This window comes from Pectobacterium zantedeschiae, from assembly GCF_004137795.1.
Taxonomy (GTDB): Bacteria; Pseudomonadota; Gammaproteobacteria; order Enterobacterales; family Enterobacteriaceae; genus Pectobacterium; species Pectobacterium zantedeschiae.
Genome location: NZ_NWTM01000001.1, coordinates 26,352 through 51,588, shown reverse-complemented (window position 1 = coordinate 51,588; position 25,237 = coordinate 26,352). Strand labels below are relative to the sequence as shown.

General features: G+C 51.7%; 26 protein-coding genes. 8 read left to right on the top strand and 18 right to left on the bottom strand.

The window, feature by feature from the left end; translation table 11 throughout:
• Nucleotides 1-44 precede the first annotated feature (44 nt).
• The gene (gene sseA / locus CLR69_RS00250; RefSeq protein ID WP_129711978.1) at nucleotides 45-914 is read left to right on the top strand and encodes a 3-mercaptopyruvate sulfurtransferase; all 870 of its coding nucleotides are present in this window, start codon (nucleotides 45-47) and stop codon (nucleotides 912-914) included.
• A 67-nt stretch (nucleotides 915-981) separates the two neighbouring features.
• Nucleotides 982-1,770 carry a MurR/RpiR family transcriptional regulator gene (locus tag CLR69_RS00245; protein ID WP_129711979.1) on the top strand — a complete coding sequence of 263 codons (789 nt, stop codon included), beginning with the start codon at nucleotides 982-984 and terminating at the stop codon, nucleotides 1,768-1,770.
• Between the two features lie 90 nt (nucleotides 1,771-1,860).
• Here the strand turns inward: CLR69_RS00245 and sseB are convergent, their stop codons facing one another.
• From sseB to trmJ, 11 genes are all read right to left on the bottom strand, one after another.
• On the bottom strand, nucleotides 1,861-2,655 hold the full coding sequence (gene sseB / locus CLR69_RS00240) for an enhanced serine sensitivity protein SseB (protein ID WP_129705041.1): 795 nt from the start codon (nucleotides 2,653-2,655) through the stop codon (nucleotides 1,861-1,863).
• A 143-nt stretch (nucleotides 2,656-2,798) separates the two neighbouring features.
• Nucleotides 2,799-4,109: an aminopeptidase PepB gene (gene pepB / locus CLR69_RS00235; protein ID WP_129705039.1), complete on the bottom strand. Its 1,311-nt coding sequence runs from the start codon at nucleotides 4,107-4,109 to the stop codon at nucleotides 2,799-2,801.
• Nucleotides 4,110-4,367: 258 nt separating this feature from the next.
• Nucleotides 4,368-4,568: a Fe-S cluster assembly protein IscX gene (gene iscX, locus CLR69_RS00230; RefSeq protein ID WP_129711980.1), complete on the bottom strand. Its 201-nt coding sequence runs from the start codon at nucleotides 4,566-4,568 to the stop codon at nucleotides 4,368-4,370.
• 21 nt (nucleotides 4,569-4,589) lie between these two features.
• A complete protein-coding gene (gene fdx / locus CLR69_RS00225; RefSeq protein WP_095700236.1) occupies nucleotides 4,590-4,925 on the bottom strand; it encodes an ISC system 2Fe-2S type ferredoxin in 336 nt (111 codons plus the stop codon).
• A 1-nt stretch (nucleotide 4,926) separates the two neighbouring features.
• Nucleotides 4,927-6,777: a Fe-S protein assembly chaperone HscA gene (gene hscA / locus CLR69_RS00220; protein ID WP_129711981.1), complete on the bottom strand. Its 1,851-nt coding sequence runs from the start codon at nucleotides 6,775-6,777 to the stop codon at nucleotides 4,927-4,929.
• A 74-nt stretch (nucleotides 6,778-6,851) separates the two neighbouring features.
• Nucleotides 6,852-7,370, bottom strand: coding sequence for a co-chaperone HscB (gene hscB, locus CLR69_RS00215; RefSeq protein ID WP_129705035.1), 519 nt, complete (start codon nucleotides 7,368-7,370; stop codon nucleotides 6,852-6,854).
• A 71-nt stretch (nucleotides 7,371-7,441) separates the two neighbouring features.
• Complete coding sequence (gene iscA / locus CLR69_RS00210; RefSeq protein WP_010307854.1) at nucleotides 7,442-7,765, bottom strand: iron-sulfur cluster assembly protein IscA; 324 nt, start codon at nucleotides 7,763-7,765, stop codon at nucleotides 7,442-7,444.
• Between the two features lie 80 nt (nucleotides 7,766-7,845).
• A complete protein-coding gene (gene iscU, locus CLR69_RS00205) occupies nucleotides 7,846-8,232 on the bottom strand; it encodes a Fe-S cluster assembly scaffold IscU (protein ID WP_005970177.1) in 387 nt (128 codons plus the stop codon).
• Nucleotides 8,233-8,256: 24 nt separating this feature from the next.
• The gene (locus CLR69_RS00200) at nucleotides 8,257-9,471 is read right to left on the bottom strand and encodes an IscS subfamily cysteine desulfurase (protein ID WP_129711982.1); all 1,215 of its coding nucleotides are present in this window, start codon (nucleotides 9,469-9,471) and stop codon (nucleotides 8,257-8,259) included.
• Between the two features lie 238 nt (nucleotides 9,472-9,709).
• Nucleotides 9,710-10,204, bottom strand: coding sequence for a Fe-S cluster assembly transcriptional regulator IscR (gene iscR, locus CLR69_RS00195; RefSeq protein WP_107170447.1), 495 nt, complete (start codon nucleotides 10,202-10,204; stop codon nucleotides 9,710-9,712).
• Nucleotides 10,205-10,323: 119 nt separating this feature from the next.
• A complete protein-coding gene (gene trmJ, locus CLR69_RS00190; RefSeq protein ID WP_129705031.1) occupies nucleotides 10,324-11,049 on the bottom strand; it encodes a tRNA (cytosine(32)/uridine(32)-2'-O)-methyltransferase TrmJ in 726 nt (241 codons plus the stop codon).
• A gap of 145 nt (nucleotides 11,050-11,194) precedes the next feature.
• Here trmJ and suhB point away from each other — a divergent pair, with 145 nt between their 5' ends.
• The 4 genes from suhB to CLR69_RS00170 all read left to right on the top strand — a co-directional run bounded on the left by suhB (nucleotide 11,195) and on the right by CLR69_RS00170 (nucleotide 15,174).
• A complete protein-coding gene (gene suhB, locus CLR69_RS00185; protein WP_129711983.1) occupies nucleotides 11,195-11,998 on the top strand; it encodes an inositol-1-monophosphatase in 804 nt (267 codons plus the stop codon).
• 171 nt (nucleotides 11,999-12,169) lie between these two features.
• Nucleotides 12,170-13,288, top strand: a complete 1,119-nt coding sequence (locus CLR69_RS00180) for an ABC transporter substrate-binding protein (RefSeq protein WP_129711984.1) — start codon at nucleotides 12,170-12,172, stop codon at nucleotides 13,286-13,288.
• A gap of 6 nt (nucleotides 13,289-13,294) precedes the next feature.
• On the top strand, nucleotides 13,295-14,377 hold the full coding sequence (locus CLR69_RS00175) for a FecCD family ABC transporter permease (protein WP_129705025.1): 1,083 nt from the start codon (nucleotides 13,295-13,297) through the stop codon (nucleotides 14,375-14,377).
• Nucleotides 14,374-15,174, top strand: a complete 801-nt coding sequence (locus tag CLR69_RS00170; protein ID WP_129705023.1) for an ABC transporter ATP-binding protein — start codon at nucleotides 14,374-14,376, stop codon at nucleotides 15,172-15,174. Before CLR69_RS00175 ends, CLR69_RS00170 begins: the two co-directional genes overlap by 4 nt.
• Nucleotides 15,175-15,229: 55 nt before the next feature.
• On the opposite strand, the gene CLR69_RS00165 is transcribed toward CLR69_RS00170, so the two are convergent.
• From CLR69_RS00165 to CLR69_RS00140, 6 genes are all read right to left on the bottom strand, one after another.
• Nucleotides 15,230-15,553 (bottom strand): hypothetical protein, encoded by a 324-nt coding sequence (locus CLR69_RS00165; protein ID WP_129705021.1) that lies wholly within the window; start codon nucleotides 15,551-15,553, stop codon nucleotides 15,230-15,232.
• Between the two features lie 84 nt (nucleotides 15,554-15,637).
• Nucleotides 15,638-17,305, bottom strand: coding sequence for a methyl-accepting chemotaxis protein (locus CLR69_RS00160; RefSeq protein ID WP_129711985.1), 1,668 nt, complete (start codon nucleotides 17,303-17,305; stop codon nucleotides 15,638-15,640).
• A gap of 433 nt (nucleotides 17,306-17,738) precedes the next feature.
• The gene (locus tag CLR69_RS00155; RefSeq protein WP_129711986.1) at nucleotides 17,739-18,866 is read right to left on the bottom strand and encodes an ABC transporter substrate-binding protein; all 1,128 of its coding nucleotides are present in this window, start codon (nucleotides 18,864-18,866) and stop codon (nucleotides 17,739-17,741) included.
• Between the two features lie 118 nt (nucleotides 18,867-18,984).
• Nucleotides 18,985-20,073, bottom strand: a complete 1,089-nt coding sequence (locus tag CLR69_RS00150) for a nickel/cobalt transporter (RefSeq protein ID WP_129711987.1) — start codon at nucleotides 20,071-20,073, stop codon at nucleotides 18,985-18,987.
• On the bottom strand, nucleotides 20,064-20,723 hold the full coding sequence (locus CLR69_RS00145) for a DUF1007 family protein (protein ID WP_129705013.1): 660 nt from the start codon (nucleotides 20,721-20,723) through the stop codon (nucleotides 20,064-20,066). Before CLR69_RS00145 ends, CLR69_RS00150 begins: the two co-directional genes overlap by 10 nt.
• Nucleotides 20,724-20,767: 44 nt before the next feature.
• The gene (locus CLR69_RS00140; RefSeq protein WP_129711988.1) at nucleotides 20,768-21,928 is read right to left on the bottom strand and encodes a 3-phenylpropionate MFS transporter; all 1,161 of its coding nucleotides are present in this window, start codon (nucleotides 21,926-21,928) and stop codon (nucleotides 20,768-20,770) included.
• Between the two features lie 167 nt (nucleotides 21,929-22,095).
• On the opposite strand from CLR69_RS00140, the gene CLR69_RS00135 reads away from it, so the two are divergent.
• Nucleotides 22,096-22,302, top strand: coding sequence for a hypothetical protein (locus tag CLR69_RS00135; RefSeq protein WP_129711989.1), 207 nt, complete (start codon nucleotides 22,096-22,098; stop codon nucleotides 22,300-22,302).
• Between the two features lie 67 nt (nucleotides 22,303-22,369).
• Here the strand turns inward: CLR69_RS00135 and glyA are convergent, their stop codons facing one another.
• The gene (gene glyA / locus CLR69_RS00130) at nucleotides 22,370-23,623 is read right to left on the bottom strand and encodes a serine hydroxymethyltransferase (protein ID WP_039508020.1); all 1,254 of its coding nucleotides are present in this window, start codon (nucleotides 23,621-23,623) and stop codon (nucleotides 22,370-22,372) included.
• A gap of 363 nt (nucleotides 23,624-23,986) precedes the next feature.
• On the opposite strand from glyA, the gene hmpA reads away from it, so the two are divergent.
• Complete coding sequence (gene hmpA, locus CLR69_RS00125; protein WP_129711990.1) at nucleotides 23,987-25,177, top strand: NO-inducible flavohemoprotein; 1,191 nt, start codon at nucleotides 23,987-23,989, stop codon at nucleotides 25,175-25,177.
• Nucleotides 25,178-25,237: the final 60 nt, after the last annotated feature.

Here is a 25,237-nt window from a genome sequence, read left to right as displayed (position 1 = left end):
GGTAGATTCGGGGTCGAATTCGTCGACCCCAACGTGGAGGATCTATGTCAGCATCGTCTTCTGATTTGCCCGTTTCTCATGAGCGGTTTGTCTCCGCAGACTGGCTTGCCAGCCACCTGAACGACAGCAGCATCACGCTCATTGACGCCCGAATGTTGCCACCGGGTAACAACACCCGTGATATTCATGCCGAATACCGCGCCGCTCATCTGCCTGGCGCGGTTTTTTTTGATATTGAAACCCTGTCCGATCACAGCACCGACCTGCCTCATATGATGCCGACTCGGAAAGACTTCGCTCGCGCGATGGGTGGGTTGGGGATCGATAACCAGCAGCATCTGGTGATTTACGATGAAGGCAATCTCTTCTCCGCCCCCCGTGCATGGTGGATGCTACACACTTTCGGCGCGACATCCATTTCAATCCTGAGTGGTGGTCTGGCAGGCTGGAAAGCGCAGAATCTGCCGCTGGAACAGGGCGATGTGACACGTAACCCCGTCACGTTTCACGCTACGTTGGATGAAAACGCCATTCGTTCACGCGACGACGTACTCTCAATCAGCCGGGATAAATCAGAACAGATTGTCGATGCACGCCCCGCGCCACGTTTTAATGCCGAAGTAGACGAACCGCGTCCCGGTCTGCACCGTGGCCATATCCCCGGTAGCCTGAATGTGCCGTGGACTGATTTGGTGAATAACGGCGCGCTGAAGCCTAATGCCGAACTAGCGACCATCTTGCATAAGCACGGCGTAGATTTCACTCGACCTATCGTCGCCAGCTGTGGTTCCGGTGTAACGGCATCCGTCGTGGTGTTGGCGCTGGCGCAGTTGAATGTGCCCAATGTGACGCTGTACGACGGATCCTGGAGCGACTGGGGTAGCCGCGATGATGTCCCGATTGCGCGCGATTAATCCCGCACGGTACTTTGTTGTCAGTCTATTTATTCCTTGCCTATCAGGAATCGTTCAGGAGTAGCTGATGGATAATAGGCTGGCATCGTTAATGCAGCACGGTCAGGCGCTGACGCGCGCGGAATATCGCGTGCTGGCTTTTATCGCCGATCATTCATCGCTGATCGGCAAAATTACGGTGCGGGAACTGGCTCAGAAAACCTATGTTTCTACCGCGACGATCATGCGCCTGTGCCAGAAAATCGGCTTTAGCGGCTACAGTGAATTCATTTATCACTGCAAAACGCTACTCACGGACAATCCGCGGCTGGCTCCATCACCTGTCGTTACGCCCGATGATGCCTCGCTGCCTGATGCTTTTCAGCATTTTATCGATAACTATCAGCGCACATTTACCTACATTAGCCATCAGGATAGAGCAGCCTTCAGCGCTATCCTGAGACAGGAAAGCCATTTTTTCCTCTACGGCGCAGGATTTTCCCATTTGTTTGCCGAATATCTGGCGAAGAAACTTCAGGTGTTGGGGAAAGATGCGTTCTCTTCTGGGTTAGGCGACAGTCGAGGCATTTTTCTCAATAACGCACCGAAGTATCAAGTATTTATCGCAATCTCCCGCAGTGGGGAAACCGAGCAAGTGTTGGATAAGGCGCGGATCGCCAAAAATATTGGTATGAGGGTGATAGCATTTACCCGCGCGTCGTTGAACTCATTAGGCGAGTTGGCCGATTTGCACTTCCGGCTCTACGATGATGCGGTTCACTATGCGGCGGAAGCGGGCGAAATTAGCTCATTTGAATCGAATCTGGTGATGCTGATCGATTTACTGTTGTTACAGGCAACAGCGGAAAAATCGTAATCCGCTGTCACCATCATTAGATCTATACCCTAAATAATTCACGTTGCGTAAAGGCGACCAGCGCCCATGCAGCTTTAAGTATGACGGGTATCAGGCGTTACCGGTGGCCTTAAACTCCCTCAGGAAACTCCCCCACTTGCGTTCGTAGAACGGCGTGGTGTGCTTAATCATGTAATGACTGATGCCCGGCTCGCCTTCCTTCACCAGACACAGGTCGACAGGTCGCTCATCCGGTAAGGTATCGCTGGCGACGCTGCCCGCTTCGCGAATGATGATTTCCTCATCCTGATCGGCATCAATACCAATCAGCAGATGCGGCTGTTCTTCACCCGGCTCCTGAATCTGTGCCAGAAACGCCCGTTTTACATGGCGATGCTTGGTAAACAGCTGAGTCAGGGAATCAATCATCTGCGCTGGCATCTCGGCTGGCTGGCTCAGCATGACCTGCATTTCTTCTTCAACAACGCGCTGCTGAACAAAGCCATTACCTTCGCCAGACAGAATATGTTCAATTTCCTGCGGCAAAAATTCTTTGCCGTACGGCAGCTTAGGATTAAGGAACAGCGTGACGCCCTGCGTAATTTCAAACAGCGAACGCACTGGCAGTGCCAGAAAAGACGCCTCTTCCGTAATCACGCTCTGTAATGCTTCCAGAGAAGAAAAGAAAGGAATAGCGGATGAACCATCGTCTTTTTCCCAGTGCTGAATGTTCACATTACTGCCTGCATGCAACACCGTCTCACCGGATTCATCCCCGTCATCAGTACTGCCCAGCACGAACACCGTGGCTTCCATCAGTTCGCTGAAAAATTCAGGGCGATGTGCGGGCTCCGTTGCGGCCAGAATCAGCACCTCTTCCAGTTTATTACGTGGCGAAAACTCCATACTTTCCTCAACATGATTACGTTAAAAACCGACGCTTTGAGACCTGAATAAAATGAATGGCAACAGCCATCAATTTCAAACGGGTCTCAGCGCGGCTTTAATTCTCAACACATTCTGTAAATGGCCAGCAAGCCAGGAACCAACTACTTGGCGTTGCTTAGCAGGAGATTCGCCAGCGTACGCACGCCGAGTCCCGTCGCGCCAGTCGCCCACTGATCTACCGCGCCTTTACGGTATGTTGCAGAGCAGTCGATGTGCAGCCAGCCCTGCTGGTAATTTTTCACAAAGTGCGAGAGGAAAGCGGCTGCCGTACTGGCACCAGCGGTGTGTGCACCACTAGCAATATTGTTCAAATCAGCAAAGCTGGACGGCAGGTGGCTGCGGTGGAACTCTTCCAGCGGCAGACGCCAGAACGGCTCATTTTCTTCTTTCGCACTTTCCTGCAATGTCGCAACCAGTTCATCATCAAAGCTGAACAGCGCGTGGTAATCGTTGCCCAGCGCCATTTTCGCTGCGCCCGTCAACGTCGCGCAGTCAATGATCCACTGCGGGTTCTGCTCGGAGGCATCAATCAGACCATCAGCCAGCACCAGACGCCCTTCCGCGTCGGTGTTCATCACCTCAACCGTTTTGCCGTTGCGATAGCGAATGATGTCGCCCAGACGGAATGCATTGCCGCTCACCATGTTGTCTGCACAGCACAGATACAGCTTCACACGCTGTTGCAAACCGCGTGACGCCGCCAGCGCCAGTGCGCCCGTCAGGGTGGCCGCACCGCCCATATCTGACTTCATGGAATCCATGGAACTACTAGGCTTCAGGCTGTAGCCACCGGTATCAAACGTAATACCTTTGCCGACCAAACAGGCGAACACCGGAGCATCTGGGTTACCTGTTGGGTTATAGTCCAGTGCCAGCAGCACTGGCTGACGTTCAGAACCGCGACCAACCGTATGCAAACCGGCATAATTCTGTTCACGCAGATCTTCACCTTTAGTGATGCGGTAGCTGACGACATCACATGCCACGTCACACAGCAGGTCAACCGCACGGGTCGCCAACTGCTCTGGCCCCAAATCTTCAGCAGGCAGGTTGATGGTGTCACGCACCCAGTCAACAATCTTCAGACGGTCATTCAGTTCTTTCTTGTCGGCGTCATTCAGTTCCGCCCATTCAACCGTTCTTTGCCCTTTCGGCGCACGGTATCCCTGCCAGAATGCCCAGCTGTTTGCCAGATCCCAGCCTTCACCCGCTAACGTAACGTGTTTAATGCCCTGCCCGTCAATTTTGCGGGCAGCGCGCTGGATCGTTGCCAACGCAGCTTTGCCATTCAGCGACGTCGTTCCAACATGAATGGTAAAACCCTGCTCATTCACACTCAGCGTCGCTTTTTCTCCCCAGCGCGCATCAGCAGGTTGAGTGGAGAGTGAAATCAGCATGGTATTGTTCGTCATAGTGCTTCTCCGATAATGGATATTCCTGCCACTTTTCATGTTTGCAGGTGCTTTTCATATTTGCAGATACATAAACCGTGCATCATGACATGAAAATGTTACAAATTTTGGCACTCACCAGCCTAATGCTGGACACTTAGGCCTCATATTAGGAGAAACTCGGGGATGAGGTTCTTACAGGGATACCCCGCCTCGTCGTCGCTCCGTGTATCTCGATTCTTAAACTATCGGCATTAATCAGGTAGCCCGTCATATTGCTTAGTCGACTTCATCTAACCAGACCAGCAGGATCGCTTCCAGAATTTTTTCGTTGGAGGCGTCCGGCCGATCGTCAAATTCATCCAGTTCGCAGATCCACTGGTGCATATCGGTGAAACGCACCGTTTTCGGATCGAGATCGGGAAACTGGTCGTAAAGTGCTTCGCCGATCGCCCGGCTATCTGTCCATTTTAATCCCATAACTGCTGCTCCTTATGCAGATCAATGCTCGCGTGCATGGTTGATCGTATAACGCGGGATCTCAACGACCAGATCGTCTCCGGCGATACGCGCCTGACAGCCCAGACGGCTTTCGGGCTCCAGCCCCCAGGCCTTATCCAGCATGTCATCTTCATCTTCTGTGCTTTCTGCGAGCGAATCAAAGCCTTCGCGCACAATACAGTGGCACGTGGTACAAGCACAGGATTTCTCGCAGGCATGCTCAACGTCAATACCGTTACGCAGGGCGACTTCCAGAATACTTTCACCGCGTTCCGCTTCCAAAACCGCGCCTTCAGGACACAAATCCTGATGCGGTAAAAAGACTATCTTAGGCATGTTACACCTCATCCACAGAATGGCCTGCCAGCGCACGGCGGATTGAAGCATCCATGCGGCGGGCGGCGAATTCCTGGGTTTGTTGATCGACTGTTTTAATTGCGGCTTCAATCGCCACGGGATCGCGTCCCTGCATCATCATGTGCAGGTGTTCGGATGCCGCGACAATGATGTCTTTTTCGTCATTGCTCAATAACTCAGCATCGGCTGCCAGTGCGCTTTGCAAACTTTCCAGCACGCGTGCCGCCTCCACTTTTTGCTCTGCCAGGCGACGCGCCCCGACATCTTCCTTAGCATTCAGCATCGAGTCGGTGATCATCGTGGCAATTTCCGTATCGCTTAAACCGTACGACGGTTTAACCTGAATGGATGCCTCAACGCCCGTCGATTTCTCCATCGCCGTAACGCTCAACAAACCATCCGCATCAACCTGAAAAGTCACGCGGATGTGAGCCCCACCGGCGGGCAGCGGCGGCAGACCGCGCAGTGAAAAACGCGCAAGAGAGCGGCAATCCGCCACCATTTCACGCTCGCCTTGCAAGACGTGGATCATCATGCCGCTCTGGCCATCTTTAAAGGTTGTGAATTCTTGCGCACGAGCAACGGGGATCGTGGTATTACGCGGAATGATTTTTTCCACCAGCCCGCCCATCGTTTCCAGCCCGAGCGACAGGGGGATCACGTCCAGCAGCAGCATTTCACTGTCCGGTTTGTTGCCCACCAGAATATCCGCCTGAATCGCCGCACCGATCGCCACGACCTTGTCTGGATCGATAGACGTCAGCGGTGTACGACCAAAAAACGTCCCCACCTGCTCACGTACCAATGGAACACGAGTGGAACCGCCGACCATCACCACTTCCTGCACGTCTTCTGCCGTCAATCCCGCATCTTTCAGCGTGCGACGACAGGACAGCAGCGTACGTTTCACCAACGGAGCAATCAGTGCATCAAGTTGTTCACGGGTGATACTTCCCTGCCAGCCAGCGATATCAACATCGATCGCATCCGCGCTGCTGAGCGCAATTTTGGCCTTCACTGCCGCATTGCGAAACGCATGATCACGTTGACGATCGTTACGTTCGTGAACACCGGCCTGCTCACGCAGCCACTCCGCCAACAGATGATCGAAATCATCTCCGCCCAGCGCAGAATCACCACCGGTCGCCAGCACTTCAAAGACGCCCCGGCTTAAGCGCAGAATGGAAATATCAAAAGTGCCGCCGCCTAGATCGTAAATGGCGATCACACCTTCTTTACCGGAATCCAGCCCATAGGCAATTGCCGCCGCGGTTGGTTCGTTGAGTAGACGCAATACGTGCAGCCCAGCCAGACGCGCCGCGTCCTTAGTCCCCTGACGCTGTGCATCATCGAAATATGCGGGAACGGTAATCACAACGCCATCAGGCACGCCGCCTAACGCCGATTCCGCACGCGCAGCCAGCGCAGACAAAATGTCCGCAGATACCTGTACAGGATTGAGGTTGCCAGCAGAGGTCTGAATCAGCGGCAGGCCATTATCGCTGGCATGAAAGCGATACGGTAAATGCGGGTAACGCTGCTGAATATCCGCCAGAGAGCGGCCCATCAGGCGTTTGACTGAACTGACCGTGTTTTCCAGATCGTGAGCCGCATTGTCACGCGCTTGCCAGCCGACGCTGTGGCCATCGTGACGATAATGGACAACAGACGGCAGCAGATCGCGCCCGTCGCTGTCCATCAGCGTCTGGGCTTCGCCGCTACGCACGGTGGCAACGAGAGAATGGGTAGTACCTAAATCAATACCGACGGCCAGACGGCGCTGGTGCGGTGCGGCGCTAAGGCCAGGCTCACTAATTTGTAATAAGGCCATATTGAGCTTCCATCAATTGGCTGGCGAAAAACCTGCATGGCAATCACCATCGGCTTTCCCACCGGATTAACGAGTTATCTGTCCAGCAATTGCTCTTCGAGTTCTTCAACCTGTTGCTGGAGCTTGTCTAAAAAGCGTAGCTTGCGCACGGTATCCACGGCGTCTGCCCACGTCTCATTATTAAGTTCATCGCGCATACGAGAATGACGTGTGGCGATCGTTGCCTGCAACCGCTCGGCAAAGGCCGTCAGCGCATCATCAGCATCTGACCGTTGTGAGATCGCCTCCAACTCTTCGCGCAGTTCAAGCTGTTCCATCAGGAATGCGGTGTCCCGCATCGTATGCTGCTCATTGTTCACATCAAAACCGTGCAATGACAGCATGTACTCCGCACGTTTCAGCGGATGTTTTAGCGCTTGATAGGCGTTATTGATCGTCGCCGCCTGCTGTACCGCCAGCATACGCTCGCGCTCTGGGCTGGTAGCATAGCGATCAGGGTGGAACTGCCGCTGTAAGTCCTGAAAACGGGATGCAAGAAGACCGCCATCCACATCATAGCGAATGGGTAGCCCGAATAACGTAAAGTAATCCATAGTGGTACTCTGGGAGTTCTGGGTAGCAGCGCGTGTCATTAATCGATCGCACGCTCACTACCCAAGAGGGATCAGACGTTGAAACTTTCGCCGCAACCACATTCGCCGGAAATGTTGGGATTATTGAACTTAAAACCCTCATTCAGCCCCTCTTTGACGAAATCCAATTCGGTTCCGTCAAGATAGACCAGGCTTTTACCGTCCACGATGACTTTGACGCCTTTATCTTCAAAGACCGTGTCACCGTCGTTCAAATCATCAACAAACTCCAACACATACGCCATACCGGAACAGCCGGATGTCCGTACGCCAAGACGCAGACCAAGGCCTTTGCCCCGATTTGCGATGAAAGCGCTCACGCGTTGTGCCGCACTTTCGCTCAGAGAAATCGACATACTGTTACCTCGATCGTTCGCCACCTCGACGGAATCAGGCACCAATAACAACGGTGCCCCGACGAGTTCAGCCGCAGAGATTACTGCGCGTCACGTTTACTTTTGTAATCCGCAATCGCTGCCTTGATAGCGTCTTCCGCCAGAATGGAGCAGTGAATCTTCACCGGCGGTAACTCAAGCTCTTCGGCAATCTGCGTGTTCTTAATCGCTTCGGCTTCATTCAGCGATTTGCCCTTTACCCACTCAGTAACCAGCGAGCTGGAAGCAATGGCAGAACCACAACCGTACGTCTTGAAGCGGGCATCTTCGATGATACCCTCGTTGTTGACTTTTATCTGCAACTTCATCACATCGCCGCACGCTGGCGCACCGACCATGCCGCTGCCGATAGAAGGATCGGCGTTGTCAAACGAACCCACGTTGCGTGGGTTTTCATAGTGATCAATTACTTTTTCGCTGTAAGCCATGATAGTCGTCCCCGCACTGGTGAATTAATGATGCGCCCATTCGATGCTGCTGATATCTACGCCCTGCTTGAACATTTCCCACAACGGAGAAAGATCGCGCAGACGGCCAATAGATTTACGTACCAGCTCGATGGTGTAGTCGATCTCTTCTTCGGTGGTAAAACGCCCCAGCGAGAAACGGATCGAACTATGTGCCAGCTCATCATTCATACCCAGCGCACGTAGCACGTAGGAGGGCTCCAGACTGGCCGACGTACAGGCAGAACCGGACGATACCGCCAGATCCTTGAGTGCCATAATCAACGATTCACCTTCAACATAGTTGAAGCTGACGTTCAGGATGTTGGGCACGCCCTGTTCGATATCACCATTCAGGTAGACTTCTTCAATATCATTAATACCGTTCCACAGACGATCGCGCAGCGTACGCAAGCGATCCATTTCTGCGGTCATCTCTTCTTTAGCGATGCGGTAGGCTTCGCCCATACCGACAATCTGGTGCACAGGCAAGGTGCCAGAACGCATACCGCGCTCATGACCGCCGCCGTGCATCTGCGCTTCGAGGCGGATACGGGGTTTACGACGAACATACAGTGCTCCGATCCCTTTCGGCCCATAGATTTTATGGCCGGAGAAAGACATCAGATCCACTTTTAACTGGCTGAGATCGATAGGCAACTTGCCTACGCTCTGCGTGGCATCAACGTGGAACACGATACCGCGGCTACGGCACATGTCGCCGATGGCTGCGATGTCCTGCACAATACCGATTTCATTATTGACGTGCATGATGGAAACCAGAATGGTGTCCTCACGCATCGCAGCTTCAAGTTCAGTCAAATCGATAATGCCGTTGCGCTGCGGTGCCAGATAAGTGACATCGAAGCCTTCACGTTCGAGTTGGCGGCAGGTATCCAGCACGGCTTTGTGCTCGGTCTTACTGGTGATGATGTGCTTGCCCTTCTTCTGGTAGAAGTTGGCCGCACCTTTAATCGCGAGGTTGTCGGCTTCTGTCGCGCCTGACGTGAAGACAATCTCACGCGGGTCGGCACCGACCAGTTCAGCAATTTGGTTACGGGCGATATCAACCGCCTCTTCCGCCTGCCAGCCAAAACGGTGTGAACGGGAAGCCGGGTTACCGAACGTGCCGTCCAGAGTTAAACACTGCATCATTTTCTCAGCGACGCGCGGGTCAACCGGCGTGGTAGCTGAATAATCGAGATAGATAGGTAACTTCATTGCTCATAAACTCCGTACATCACTTCAAAACGTACAATGCGTTTTGTTTTATTGACAGGCTGTTTATACCCGCAACCTCTCGGGCCAATGCAAAAAATCTGACGATGTTATAATCGGAAAAGCACCGTGACAGTCGAACTAACGCCAACACCACATTGAGTAATGTGGTCATTGATTACGTAACTATCAGAAAGGCAAAACGTGACGAATAAAAATTACTCGTCACGTTGAAGGTGTATCAGGCACGCAGGTTAACGTTGATCGTTTCCTGGATACGCCCGTTAGCGGTGCGACGGATGTCGGCATCCTGACGATCGGCAACGTTCAGCACTTCCTTATTGTTCACCAGCTCATCCAGCGTGATGTTATTCAGGAAGTCAGTAATACGGTCGCTCAGATCGCGCCACAGTGTGTGCGTCAGGCAGCGATCGCCACCCTGGCAGCCTTCACGGCCCTGACAGCGCGTTGCGTCAACAGACTCATCGACGGCAGAAATAACCATACCAACGGCGATTTCATTCGCGTTTTTACCCAGCAGGTAACCACCGCCTGGGCCACGAACGCTGGCAACCAGCCCGTTCTTACGCAAGCGCGAAAACAGCTGCTCCAGATAAGACAGTGAAATGCCTTGGCGTTCAGAAATATCCGCCAATGGAACTGGCCCTTCCTGGGAATGCAGAGCCACATCGAGCATGGCGGTAACGGCGTAACGGCCTTTGGATGTCAGTCTCATGATAGTGGTACCTGTAGGTAAAACATGTATTATGAAAACATGTATTGGCAGAACATACCGCGAGTCTGACATTCCTGAGTGTTTTAGTCAACTATTTAACCAAGTAAAACACTCAAGTATTATTCGTCATGTGTTTTTTGTACCGAACTCAATATCCCGCGAAGGATGTTAAGTTCCTGAGCTTCAGGTCTGGCGCGGGTAAACAGGCGACGCAACTTGTTCATTACCTGCCCCTGATGTGCAGGTCGGATAAATCCGGTTTGCAGTAATGTCTGCTCAAGATGCTGATAAAAGCGTTCCAGATCGTCGACCAGCGGGTACGGAGATTCTTCGTGTTCTGGCTGGCCGGCCTGTAACCGATCCAAATGCGCGATGCGCACTTCATAAGCAATGATCTGTACTGCCATCGCCAGATTTAACGAGCTATATTCCGGGTTTGCGGGGATTGCCACGTGGTAATGACATTTCTGAAGTTCATCATTCGTCAGCCCCACACGTTCACGCCCAAATACCAGAGCTACCGGTGCGTGCTCCGCTTCCTGCGCGCTGCGAACACCACACTCACGCGGTTCTAGCATCGGCCACGGCAAAGTTCGGGAACGCGCGCTGGTGCCAACCACCAGGCTACACCCTTCGAGCGCCTGATCGAGCGAATCAACAATCGTAGCATTACCGATGACATCGCTGGCACCAGCCGCCAACGCAATCGCCTGTGAATCAGGCTTAACCAGTGGATTGACCAGATAAAGTTTACTGAGTCCCATGGTTTTCATTGCTCTGGCCACCGACCCCATATTGCCAGTGTGCGACGTTTCAACCAGAACAATGCGAATATTGTCTAACATATGTACTCTATTGTGCGATAGATAAAGGAAGTCGTGCGAGCGAAAAGGAAACCGCCATACCTTAACACAAACTTAGCTATTTTACTTTTCTACTGCTATACTCTGCGCCGCTTTCCGTTCTTTAACATTCCAGTGGACCGATACCATGCATCCGATGCTCAACATCGCTATACGCGCTGCGCGTAAAGCCGGTAATTTGATTGCCAAAAACTATGAAACGCCAGACGCCGTCGAAGCTAGCCAGAAAGGCAGCAATGATTTTGTGACCAACGTCGATCGGGATGCAGAACGTCTGATCATTGAAGTCATCCGCAAGTCTTATCCACAGCACACCATTATTGGTGAAGAGTGTGGCGAGCTGGCAGGTGAAGATCCGGCAGTACAATGGGTTATCGATCCTTTGGATGGCACCACCAACTTCATCAAACGTTTACCTCACTTCGCTGTTTCTATTGCGGTCCGCATTAAAGGCCGTACCGAAGTTGCCGTCGTTTACGATCCTATGCGTAATGAACTGTTTACCGCGACCCGTGGTCAAGGCGCACAGTTGAACGGCTACCGTCTGCGCAGCAGCACTGCCCGCGATCTGGACGGCACCGTGCTGGCAACCGGCTTCCCTTTCAAATTAAAACAACACAGTAAAAGCTATATCAATGTTATCGGCGCGCTGTTCACCCACTGTGCGGATTTTCGTCGCACGGGTTCTGCCGCACTGGATCTGGCCTACGTGGCCGCAGGTCGCGTTGATGGTTTCTTTGAGATCGGTCTGAAGCCATGGGATTTTGCTGGTGGCGAACTGCTGGTGCGTGAAGCTGGCGGGATCGTGACAGACTTCGTTGGTGGCCATAACTATCTGGCGTCTGGCAATCTGGTCGCAGGCAACCCGCGCGTGGTGAAAGCCATTCTGGGCACTATTCGTGAAGAACTGAGCGACGCGCTGAAACGCTAATCTCGATCGACTCCGGCCCACTCGTATAAAAATGAAATCGGGTCGGAGTTGTTATTTTTCTTTACATATGAATCCTGTATACGCATTGTTTATCATTATACGATAATAATTATCAAACTCATTACACTGATAACTTCATACACTGATAAATTGTGAATTAGGATCGCTACCATGTTAAGAAACTCAGTAAGATCGTTCTTTCTGACTGCATTACTCTCAGCCCCACTCTTCAGCTACGCCACCCAATACCCTCTCACTGTTACCGATTTCGACGGCAGAAGTGTCACCATTAAACAAGAGCCGCAGCGCATCATTCTTCAAGACGGCCGCGATATTATGGCGATGGCATTACTTGACCGCGATAATCCCTTTCAGCGTCTTGTCGCCTGGAACAATCTGGCGAAAAAACAGGACACCGCAACCTGGGACATGCTGAAAGGAAAATGGCCTGAGTCCGTCGGCATTCTGGATATGGGCTTCAGTGACAAAGGCAACGTCGATCTGGAAAGCGTGCTGTCAAAACAGCCGGACCTGATGATTGCCCAACTGCGTGCCAAGGCAGCACTGAAAGAAAGCGGTGTAATTGACAAGCTCAGCGCACTGAATATTCCCGTACTGTTTGTCGATTATGAAGTGAATCCGGCTAAAGATACCGCTCCTAGTGTTGATCTGTTGGGTAAAGTTCTGAATCGTGAAGCCAATGCCAAAGCGTATACCGATTTTTATCGTCAGCACTTCGACGCTATTCAGCAAAAAACCGCCGCAATAACGCCGAAACCTAGCGTCTTTGTTGAACCGATTGCCGGCAACTCAGATTCCTGCTGCTTCACGCACAGCAACAGCGGCTGGGGCGGGTTGATTGAAGCAATCGGCGCAAAAAATATTGGTTCGGATTTGCTACCAGGCGCAACAGGTTTTGTCTCGCTGGAAAAAATCATCAGCATGAAACCTGATGCCTACATCATGACAGGCTCTAAACGTGGTAACAGTCAGGTACTGCCGCTAGGCTATGGCGCCAAAGTAGAAGACGTTCGTACTCAGGCTAATGTGCTGCTAAACCGCACCGGTATTAGCCAAATTCCAGCCGTTCAGGCTAAGCGCGTCTATGGTGTTTACCACCATTTCTACAACCATCCCTACAACATTGTTGGTATGGAATATCTGGCAAAAGATATTTATCCTCAGGCGTTTGCCAGCCTGAATCCTGATGAAACGTATCATCATATTATTCAAAACTTTACCTCACTGCCTGACAGTGACTTTATCTTTGCCTGGAAACAAGGTGAGTAATTTTTCATGAGTACAACCACTGAACCGGGTATCCACAATACTGCCGCGGATGCCAACACCATTATGGACAACTATCGCGGCATCATTCGACGCCGCGTGGGTGTGATGGCGATACTGCTGTTGATCATCATCGGCTCGTTGTTGCTGGATTTCACGATGGGGCCTTCGGGGCTGACGCTTGATGTGCTTTGGCAGACGCTGACCGATCCGGCCAGCGCCGATGCAGGCACACGCGTGATCGTCTGGGATATTCGTCTGCCTTATGCACTAATGGCTATCGTCGTCGGGCTAGCGCTCGGCCTGGCTGGTGCAGAAATGCAGACAATCCTGAACAACCCGCTGGCTAGCCCGTTTACGCTTGGCGTTTCCTCCGCCGCCGCATTCGGTGCTGCATTGGCTATCGTCCTTGGTATCGGCATCCCCGGAATTCCGGCTCAGTGGTTTATCTCTGCTAACGCTTTTATCTTTGCTCTGTTGGCAGCACTGCTGCTTGATGGCATTACGCGCTGGACGCAGGTCGCCACCTCTGGCGTCGTGCTGTTCGGTATTGCCCTGGTGTTTACCTTCAATGCGCTGGTTTCCATGCTTCAGTTCATCGCCAATGAAGACACGCTGCAAGGTCTGGTGTTCTGGACGATGGGCAGCCTGGCACGCGCTTCGTGGGAAAAACTGGGCATCCTGCTGCTGGTGCTCGTCATCGTTATGCCAATCTCACTGATGAGCTCATGGAAGCTCACAGCATTGCGATTGGGTGAAGACCGTGCCGTCAGTTTTGGCATTAACGTACGCCGTCTGCGTCTGGCGACGCTGCTGCGCATCAGCATTTTATCCGCTATTTCGGTCGCGTTTGTTGGCCCCATCGGCTTTATCGGCCTGGTTGCGCCACACATCGCGCGTATGGTTTTCGGTGAAGATCACCGTTTCTATCTGCCTGCGAGTGCGTTAACCGGCGCGCTGGTGTTGTCGATGGCGTCCGTTGCATCGAAAAACCTGATTCCCGGCGTCATTATCCCGGTCGGTATCGTCACCTCACTGGTTGGCGTACCCTTCTTCCTGAGCATCATTCTGCGCCACAGAGGGAACGCATGAGCCAGCAAACCTCCTCTGGATTAAGACTTTCCCACTTTCGCGCAGGTTACCCCAAGCGTCAGGTGATCCGCGATCTGTCCGTACCTCAATTGCCGCGCGGAAAGATCACTGTACTGCTTGGCCCCAACGGCAGTGGTAAATCAACCCTGTTGCGGGCCATGGCTGGCCTGAACGCTTCCGAAGGCGAACTGTATCTGGATGATACCAATCTAATGACACTGCCGTTCGCTCAGCGGGCGGAGAAAGTCGTTTATCTGCCACAGTCATTGCCCGCAGGCGTTCACCTGCACGTGCTGGAATCCATTATCGTCGCGCAGCGCGCCTCTGGCGGCATGCACAATGCAGAAAAACAAGACGAAGTGATGACCCTGCTACGTCAGTTGGGTATTGAGCATTTGGCGCTGAGCTATCTTGATCAGCTCTCAGGCGGACAGAAACAGCTGGTTGGGCTGGCACAATCGCTCATTCGTCAACCCTCGTTGCTTTTGCTGGACGAACCGCTCAGCGCACTGGATCTGAACTATCAATTTCACGTGATGGATTTGGTACGAAAGGAAACACGTAAGCGCAACATCGTTACCGTTGTGGTGGTGCATGACATCAATATCGCTTTGCGTCACGGCGACCACGTACTGATGCTGCAAAACGGTAATTTGATTGCCGATGGCGCGCCAGCCGAAGTCATTAGTCCAGAAAGCCTGTCTGCGGTCTATGGCGTACGTGGACGCATCGAGCGCTGCTCACAGGGCGTGCCGCAGGTGATTATCGACGGATTAGTCAGCGAGCCCACCATCTAGACAATTGACCGCTCAAATAGCCTCCGGTAGCGAGTGCCCCGGAGGCATAATACCGCTAGTGTAAACGCTCAGTTCCCAACATATCGCGCATGTTCGTCAGCATGTTCTCAAACAAACGCAATGCCAGCCCAACACTGTTTACGTTGTAGTACAGCGCCGCGTCATGATGCTTTAAATAATCCTCAAACTCAGGTTTGCCGATCAATTTATAAATAGCAGTAAATCGCGAGATCAGATGGCTGCAATTATTGAGATACAGATCAAGCGTGCGGTAATCGCTGTTAATTAACTGCGTCAATAACGTCGTCATATGCTCGAACTCAGTCAGTAACGACGCATAATCTCCCAGGTTTTCCGCACTGTGTTCGGTCAATTCCATACCGTTATTTCCCTTGCTCTTCTCTTTTCTCCATCCGTCATCGGCTCCTTTGGCCACGCACCGTTAGGTGCGTGGCTCTGTAGATCAAAAACGCTGCCAGTCCGCTTCATCCTGAGCAAGCGCGCTTTTTTTCTTCGCGAAGGCGAGACGAGGTGCAGATATGCCTGGCGGCACAGAAGCAAAAGCGGGGGTCTGCGCCGATGAAGCGATTTGTCCCACAATAAACTGCCCCACCAGTTGGCTCAATGTGCTCGCCTGTTCCTGCAACGACTGCGAGGCCGCAGATGCCTCTTCGACCAATGAGGCGTTTTGCTGAGTCACATCATCCATCTGGTTAACAGCCTGATGGACCTGACTGATCCCCTGACTTTGTTCTTCCGTCGCCGCAGCGATTTCATTAACTAAATCCGTCACCTGCTGGATCGCATCTTTCATCGCTGACATGTTTTTCCCTACGTCGCTGGCTTGTTCAACACCCGACGACACCAGCGAGTTTGAGGCATCAATTAAATCCTTGATTTCACGCGCAGCCGTGGATGAACGCTGTGCCAACGTGCGAACTTCACCCGCCACCACCGCAAAACCACGCCCCTGCTCACCGGCACGTGCCGCTTCCACTGCTGCATTGAGGGCGAGGATATTGGTTTGAAACGCAATCCCTTCGATGAGCGCAATGATGTCAGTGATCTTGCCTGAGCTATTGCGAATATGTTCCATCGTATTCAGCATCGTGCTAACTGAATCGGCGCTATTGATGGAAATTCTGCTGGCATTCCCCGCCAGCAGGCTGGCCTGTTGGGTGTTTTCTGCGTTCTGGCGCACCGTTTCACTAATTTCCGTCATACTAGCTGCGGTTTGCTCCAGTGAGGCCGCCTGCTCCTCAGTTCGGGATGACAAATCCTCATTACCCGCCGCAATCTGGGTTGCCGCGCTGCTAACCGACTGCGATGAAGCGCTTACTGACGCCAACGCTGAAGAAACACGGTTCATTAAGCTATTAAAGGCGCGGGCGGTATTGCCAACTTCATCTTTGCTCCGATCGTCAGCTTGAATAGTCAAATCGAGATGCGTGCTGACGCTTTCCATCGTTTGACTCATATTGTTCAGGCTCTTTCTAATGCCCAGAATAGTTCTGACAGCAAAAAAACCAATCAACAACACCGTCAGTAACGCGCCAGACAACAAACCAAACCACGTTTTTTCATAAATTCGTGTATTCACCTGACGTAGGTCATCACCCAGCTTGACGTTAAGATCGAATTGCTTGCGGTAGTTAGAGATTAAATTGCGTACCGCTTCACCTGGGCCTCCCGTTCCCTGAAGCAGGCCGAGGGCGATGTCATTCTGGTTTGCTCTTGATGCGTTCAAAAAAACGGGCAAAGACGCCTGTAATTTTTTGACTAACTCAATCGCCGTATAAGTCAGTTGGCGATCCTCTTCGCTGGAAGCATTATTTTTCAGGTAATACTCATTGAGCGCCTTCATCTCTTCAATGGTTCTAGTAATGTCTTGCTCGATCGCAGGTAATTTACGATCGTCATCTGTGGTTTGGTGACGATACAAAAAAAGCACCAGCGAATTACTTTTATCCACCAGATTATTCAAATCTTTAATACTTGGGATCGCATTATCCTGTACATATTCAAAGCGAGATTGGAACCCTGATAATAACGACAAAGTGACTATAACCAATGAGATAAGTGCTAGAGACATTAACGAAAACGTCAACAGCAGGCGTTGCGTGATATTCATAACCGCTCCATTTTTGAGTTTTTATACCGTATCTTTTTTCCTGATTCTGGTATGTCGAATAAACAATTTTTGCCTCCACATTTGGCATTTTGACTAAAAATCCGCCATACCTTTATCACGCTCAATTATCGACACAGAAGCGAGCAGCTTGATAGCATTGATCGACAAAACCACTTAATAATACCAAATCAATAATCATCAACTATCAAAATAAGATTATCGATCGTCAAAAACATCCGACGATCCTGTGATGAAGTAAATTGATAGGAAAACGTTTGCTTTATTCTGCGCAGCACAAAGAATGCGGTGACATAAACATCGCCAGCGCTGCTGTCACTGGGTGGTAGAAACGGTGGGAAATGCACAAAAAAAAAGCACTGACCAATGAGGTTCAGTGCTTTTTTATTATCTGATGATTGACCGTCTGGTAGCGTTATTTCTTCGCTGGCAGAGTGACCCAATAGCCTGGCTGATACGGCAGCGGCAGGAACTTTTCATGGAAAGTACGGAACGTCGCGTCAGGATCGAGATCCTTGAACAGTTCCGGATGTATCCATTTCGCTAATACCTGAATCGCCACAAACTGATACGGACTGTCATAAAACTGATGCCAGATCGCATGAGCATTGCCATCGGTCGCGACCGGCAGCGTTTTAAATGCCGAGCGCTCCATCAGTTTTTGCAGGCGTTGCAGCGCTTCTTTCTGGTCAGCTCCCGGCCCGACGCCAACCCAGCCGTTGGCCGTGTTGTAATTCTTCCAGTTAGCGCCAGTCACCACTACGACATCTGGACGCGCGCTGATAATCTGCTCAGGGTTCAGCGTACCAAACGTACCAGGGATGATGTTCTTGGCAATGTTGTCACCACCCGCAGCCTCAACCATGCGGCCAAAGTTCTCATCACCGAATGACATGCAGCATTCTTCGTCATACCCCCCCGCACGGTCGATCATCACTTTCGGACGCGGCCCCTGATAGTTTTTCAACCGCTCAGTGACGATTTCAATCTGCTCACGGCGGAACTTAATCAGTTCTTCAGCACGCTGTGGTTTGCCGACCAGTTGACCCATGATGTGAATGCTTTTCTCTGCATTCTCAAACGGTTTCTCGCGGAAATCGATAAACACCACAGGAATACCCAGAGAACTGAGTTTTTCAATCAACTTACCTTCATCCGTCGCGGCCTTTGATTCCAGATTCATCAGTACCAAATCCGGTTTCAGCGTTAATGCCTGCTCAACGTTGAAGGTGCCGTCTTTCGCGCCACCAAAGGTCGGCAGCTTTTTGATTTCCGGGTATTTCTTTTCATAGGCAAGATAACCGTCATAATCTGCTTTCGGCAGATCGTCACGCCAGCCCACCACACGCTGGAACGGTGCTTCGGTATCAAAGGCAGCCAGCAGATAAATCTGTCGACCTTCCCCTAAAATAATCCGCTTCACTTCGGATTTAATTTCTACCTTCCTGCCACTAACATCTTCAATAACAATCGGGTTAGCGCTGGCAGCAACGCTCGCACTCATCCCCAATAGAACAACGACTGAGAACAGCCATTTTTTCATTATTATTCCCTTCTGCGATGATGGTTATAGATGATAATAGTTATCATTATTGGAATGATATCTTGCCGTGATTATCGGAGGCAATGGGTTTTTAGTGCGAGGTTAATAAAAAGTGAAATCAGCCGGAGAATGGCCGAATACCGCCCATCATCGCAGGCTGTGCGCTGACGTACAGCAGGATGCCGGAGCCGACCAGAATCAGCCCACCAGCAAACGCCAGAAGAGAAAAAGTCACACGCTGCCACACGGGCGATGCGCGATTTGCACCTAACTGCTCAACGACGCGACGGCAGTAAAAAACCAGCACGGCCAGCGCAGAGATCGTAATCGCCGTTCCTGCAGCCATCACTAGCGCAGAAGCTACGCCCCATAGGTAAACGCCGATCACTTTAGAGAAAAGCAACACAAGGATAGCACCTGAGCACGGACGCATCCCCATCGCCAGTACAATCATCAGGCGAGTACGCCAACTGCTATCGCGTTCAAGTTCCTCATTGCTGGGGAGATGGCGGTGCCCACAGCCACAGTCGGCATCGTGCTGATGAAGAAAATGAGACGGCGCAGGAGTCAGACGAAGTATCATACGTCCAGTCGTTGGTGCATTTAGCGGAGTGACGCGCAAAGGAACAACGCGCAAAATAGTCGTGGTCTTAGGTTGACGCACCAGCACGATATACAGCTGTTTCAATGCACGAAAACAAAGCAGCAGCCCCAGCCCCGCCACCAACACGAAGCTTCCCTTTTCCATCCAGAAGCTGCTGTTATGAAGCGTTCGGCTAGACAATTGCAAGATCCCGAGTACGACGGTCACCAGCATCACTGCCATCCCCCCTTGAACCAGCGAGGCGGCAAGTGTTAACTTCAGACTGCTTTTCAACTTCGACGGATGTGTCGCCAAATAGGTCATAATGACGACTTTACCGTGCCCCGGCCCAACAGCATGGAGCACACCATAGACCAGGCTGAACACCATCAAACTCAACCCTGCCTGATGCGGCTGCTGTTCAACCATCTGCAACAGGTGTGACATCTGCTGGTGCAGCGACTTCTGCCAAATCGCACTTTGCAGCACAATTTGCGGCCAGTAACCCACGATGTAATGCAGTGCTGAGATTAGCAGAGCTAAAAATAGCCACAGCGGCCAGAGATCGCGCAGTCTGCTCAACAACGAACGTTGACGCGGCAGCGATCCAAGGTTTACTGACATTGCAACGTCACCCGCTGTGCAAATTGTTTCCCCAGATCCATGTCTTCATCCGGTGCATCATTCTTATCCAGCGACAGCGCATAAGATTGCAATTCAGCATTAGGTTCCGGCGTGACGAGCGTGGTTTTACAACGCGAGGTCAGTGCGGGTGAAAGCTTAACGGCCTTGTCGTTCTGATAGGACATATCGACAAAGTAGGTAGGATCGTAAGTAGAAATGAGCAACGGCTTTCCAGCCAGCGGCTGTGGATGCGCCAGCGGCAGCACAAACTCCAGTACCGCCTGATTGCCTTTGCGGGAAAGGTGATACTCAGTTGGCAGCAGCGTATATTTCACAGGCTGATTATCACGATAAATATCGGTAAAATAGTGCTGCCCCCAGACATTCGCCATGACTTCCGCCGCCAGTTTTTTCCAGATTTCAGAATCGGTTTTCGCTTTTCCAGCGTCATACAGCAGATCGGCCGACGTGATAGGGTCCATCGTCCACTGCATACGTAAACCGGTGATCTTGTCGTTCTGACTCTCGACTGTCGTCTGCATATCAATAAAACTGTGTGGGTGAGCGAAAACGGGCTGACCAAATGCCAGACCTGCCATTAGCAACGTTATCCGTCCGCACCGCCCTTTAAAAGCGTTATAATGTAACATTGTTTTTACCACAATACGTTATATTGACAGTAGGCACCATTTTCTTACGCTTTTTCGACAACAGTATGGTGGCTGACAGAGGGCCGGATAAACAGTGCCGGAACCGCCAACAGCGCCATCACCCAAAACGTGCCGCCCTGCAAATGCTCAAACAGGAAACCGGACACCATTGTCATGACAGCAATACTCCCCCCCATCGCCAACGCGGAATATACCGCCTGCAATCGCAATACGTCACCACCGCTGCGTGCCGCAATAAAGCGCATAGCGGCCAGATGGCAGACGGTGAACGTACCGCAGTGCAATATCTGTATCACAATCAGCCACGGCAGAGCCACCGTCGCGCCCATTAAGCTCCAGCGCACCACGCCGCATACGGCAGAGAGCAGCAGAAGCTGTCTGGCACTCCAACGTCGAAACAAACGTTGGCTGAAGGTAAAAATAACAATCTCCGCAACGACACCCAGCGACCAGAGATAGCCGATAATCGAGGCGGAATAGCCTGAATCCTGCCAATAAATCACGCTAAAACCATAATAAGCCGCGTGAGCCCCCTGCAACAGGGATACACAAAGCAGGAAACGCCATACTGCGGGCTCAGTCAGCAATGTTTTCCACGGCGTGACGCTAACCGACTGCGCTGTTGAGGCTGCGGCCTGTGGCATCACACTAGGTCGAAGCAGCATGCCTAACAGCATGACGGCCAGCCCCGCGCTGAGAATTGCCAGAATCGCGGAATGCCCCCAGATAGCAACCAGTTCGCCTGTCGCCGCCGAAGCGATAACAAACGCGATCGATCCCCATACGCGTACCTTGCCATAGTCCATCACCACCTGCCGCTGCCAGGTCGCAGCCAACGCATCGGTCAGCGGCACCAGCGGCGCAAAAAACAGGTTAAACCCGACCATGACAATCATCAGCCACAGCCAGGCATTGCCCAGCCAAAAGCCGACGGCCAGCGCCAGTGACAACAATGCCAACCCACGTAATACCGTAATCAATTTGGAGGGATCTTTCACACTGGGCGTAATAACCAGGCTGCCGACGAAACGCGCCACCAGTCCGGCACCCAACAGCATACCAATCGACTCTGCCGAGAGCCCTTCACCTTTCAGCCATCCGCCCCAAAACGGCAGGAAAACGCCATAACAAAAAAAGTATGTGAAATAGCTCAGCGCCAGCCAGCGCGTCGATTGCAACACCATGATTTCTCCCTTTGGACGGCGAACACACCCGTTCACCATCCTACAAACCGTCGCAAACACGGCGTTGATAATTTTTCACTGAAAATGCACCAACGTTTTTTGCTGGCGATTCTTTTTACCGATGATTTTTTTGCTGGTTACTGTGTCAGAGTGCATGCGGCGGTGCAATGCGTTATTCGTCATTAAACGCGAATGAAGATATCAGCTTGATCAACAGACATAAAAAATTTCCGGGAAAAATTTTTAACGTTGCGTCAGCAGCGACCCATAAGAGTGGCGGCCAGGAATGGCGCGCCATAAAAAAACGTGGGGAACGTTTTTCAACGTCGCTTGCGACGGCCCGCAGGGTGGCGGCCAGGGATGGCAAGCCATAAAAAACGCCAGCACATAGGCTGGCGTTTGAGACATGTTCCGACAATGTTGTCAGAGAAAAATGCCGAATTATGCGTAGACCGGGAAGCGAGCGCAGATATCCAGAACTTTTTGCTTCACGCGCTCGATGGTCGCTTCGTCGTTGATGTTGTCCAACACATCACAGATCCAGCCAGCCAGTTCACGCACTTCCGCTTCTTTAAAGCCACGACGGGTTGCCGCTGGCGTACCGATACGGATACCGGAAGTCACGAACGGGCTCTTCGGATCGTTAGGCACGCTGTTTTTGTTCACGGTGATGTTAGCACGGCCCAGCGCAGCATCTGCTTCTTTACCCGTCAGGTTTTTACTGACCAGATCCAGCAGGAATAGGTGATTGCTGGTCGCACCAGAAACCACATTGAAGCCACGTGACAGGAAGACTTCTACCATTGCTTTGGCATTTTTCGCCACTTGCTGCTGGTAGACTTTGAACTCAGGCTCCATCGCTTCTTTCAGTGCGACAGCTTTACCCGCGATGACGTGCATCAGCGGGCCACCCTGACCGCCAGGGAAAACAGCGGAGTTCAGTTTTTTATACAGCTCTTCGTCGCCACCTTTCGCCAGAATCAGGCCACCGCGTGGGCCAGCCAGCGTTTTGTGCGTTGTCGTCGTCACGATGTGAGCATGAGGAACTGGGTTAGGATAAACATCTGCGGCAATCAGACCGGCAACGTGTGCCATATCAACAAACAGGTAAGCACCGATGCTGTCTGCGATTTCACGCATCTTCGCCCAGTCAACCACGCCAGAGTAGGCAGAGAAACCGCCGACGATCATTTTTGGCTTGTGCGTACGCGCCAGTTCAGCCATTTCGTCGTAGTCGATTTTACCGCTTTCATCAATGCCGTAAGGGATGACTTTATACAGTTTACCAGACAGGTTAACCGGAGAACCGTGCGTCAGGTGACCACCATGCGCCAGGTTCATACCCAGAATGGTGTCACCCGGCTGCAGCAGCGCGGTGTAAACGGCAAAGTTAGCCTGAGAACCGGAGTGCGGCTGCACGTTGGCATAATCTGCACCGAACAGCGCTTTAGCACGATCGATCGCCAATTGCTCAACGATGTCCACATACTCACAGCCGCCGTAGTAACGTTTGCCCGGATAACCTTCAGCATACTTGTTCGTCAGCTGAGACCCTTGAGCCTGCATAACGCGTGGGCTGGTGTAGTTTTCTGACGCAATCAGTTCAATGTGCTCTTCCTGACGCACTACTTCTTGCTCCATTGCTTGCCACAGGTCGGCATCATAATCGGCAATGTTCATTTCACGCTTTAACATCCGGATCTCCTGACTCAGCTAACATAAATATACTGGGAATTGATGGCCCATTTAGGAATTGGCCTCCCCTTTTGGGGAATAGCGTATAGTGTAAACCGTTTTTCCCTAATGAAGATAGGTCTTGACAGAGGTTTTTACGCAAACGATTAGCTACAGGCAGGGCAAGGCCTCAGCAAATATAAACCTCCTGGTGGCAAACAGATTTTTATTCATTCTCAACCTGCTATTTCTTCATGTTATTCCCTCTTACTTACTCTCCTTAAAACCCTTACCACCAAAAAGGTAATTTACAGCGACAGACAAACCCAATAAGATGCATATAAAATACAACTTATAAATCATACCAATAAATAAGGAGTCACCATGCTGGATAACCACACTATCGCCATCGTTAAATCGACCATTCCTCTGCTGGCAGAAACCGGCCCGAAACTGACTGCACACTTCTACGATCGCATGTTTACGCATAACCCTGAGCTCAAAGATATTTTTAACATGAGTAACCAGCGTAATGGCGATCAGCGGGAAGCCCTGTTCAATGCTATTTGTGCTTATGCGACGAATATTGAGAATCTGGCTGCGCTGCTGCCTGCGGTTGAGCGTATCGCCCAGAAGCATGCCAGCTTTAACATTCAGGCAGATCAGTATCAGATCGTGGGTAATCACTTATTGGCCACGCTGGATGAAATGTTTAGCCCCGGACAAGAGGTGCTGGATGCCTGGGGTAAAGCCTATGGCGTGCTAGCGAATGTTTTCATCCAACGCGAAGGTGACATCTACCGCGGTACCGAAGCGAAAAACGGCGGCTGGAGTGGTGTGCGGCCTTTTCGTATTGTGAACAAGCAGCCGCAAAGTTCAGTGATCACCAGCTTTACGCTGGAACCCATCGACAGGCAGCCTATTGCTGACTTTCAGCCTGGCCAGTATCTGGCGGTTTACATCAGGCACGACAGTTTTGCCAATCAGGAAATTCGCCAATACTCTCTGACTCATGCGCCGAATGGAAAATACTACCGGATTGCGGTTAAACGCGAAGAACAGGGCACCGTTTCCGGCTATCTGCATGATACTGCTCGTGAGGGCGATACCATTCATCTGGCAGCTCCACACGGCGACTTCTTCCTTGATATCCCGGTCTCGACACCGGTTGCCCTGATTTCTGGCGGCGTAGGGCAAACACCAATGCTGGGCATGCTGCATACGCTAAAACAGCAGGAGCATCAGGCAAAGGTGTTATGGCTACACGCAGCAGAAAACGGCACAGCACACGCGTTTGCTGATGAAATCGAACAAGCAGGCCAGTCATTGCCACAATTCCAGCATCATATTTGGTATCGGGAACCCCAGCAGGCTGACCGTCCGGGTGAAGATTATCATCACAGCGGACTGATGCAATTGGCCTCGCTAAAAGGCGAGTTAACCACACCCGCTATGCACTATTACCTGTGTGGCCCTGTCGTTTTCATGCAGTTTGTCGCACAGCAACTACTGGCAATGGGCATCCCGGCCGAACGGCTACATTACGAATGTTTTGGTCCACATAAAGTCGTCTAACCCTCATGAGTGGCGCATCAAACCCAAAGGTCGCTTGTGCGGCCTTTTTTTTGTCTATCA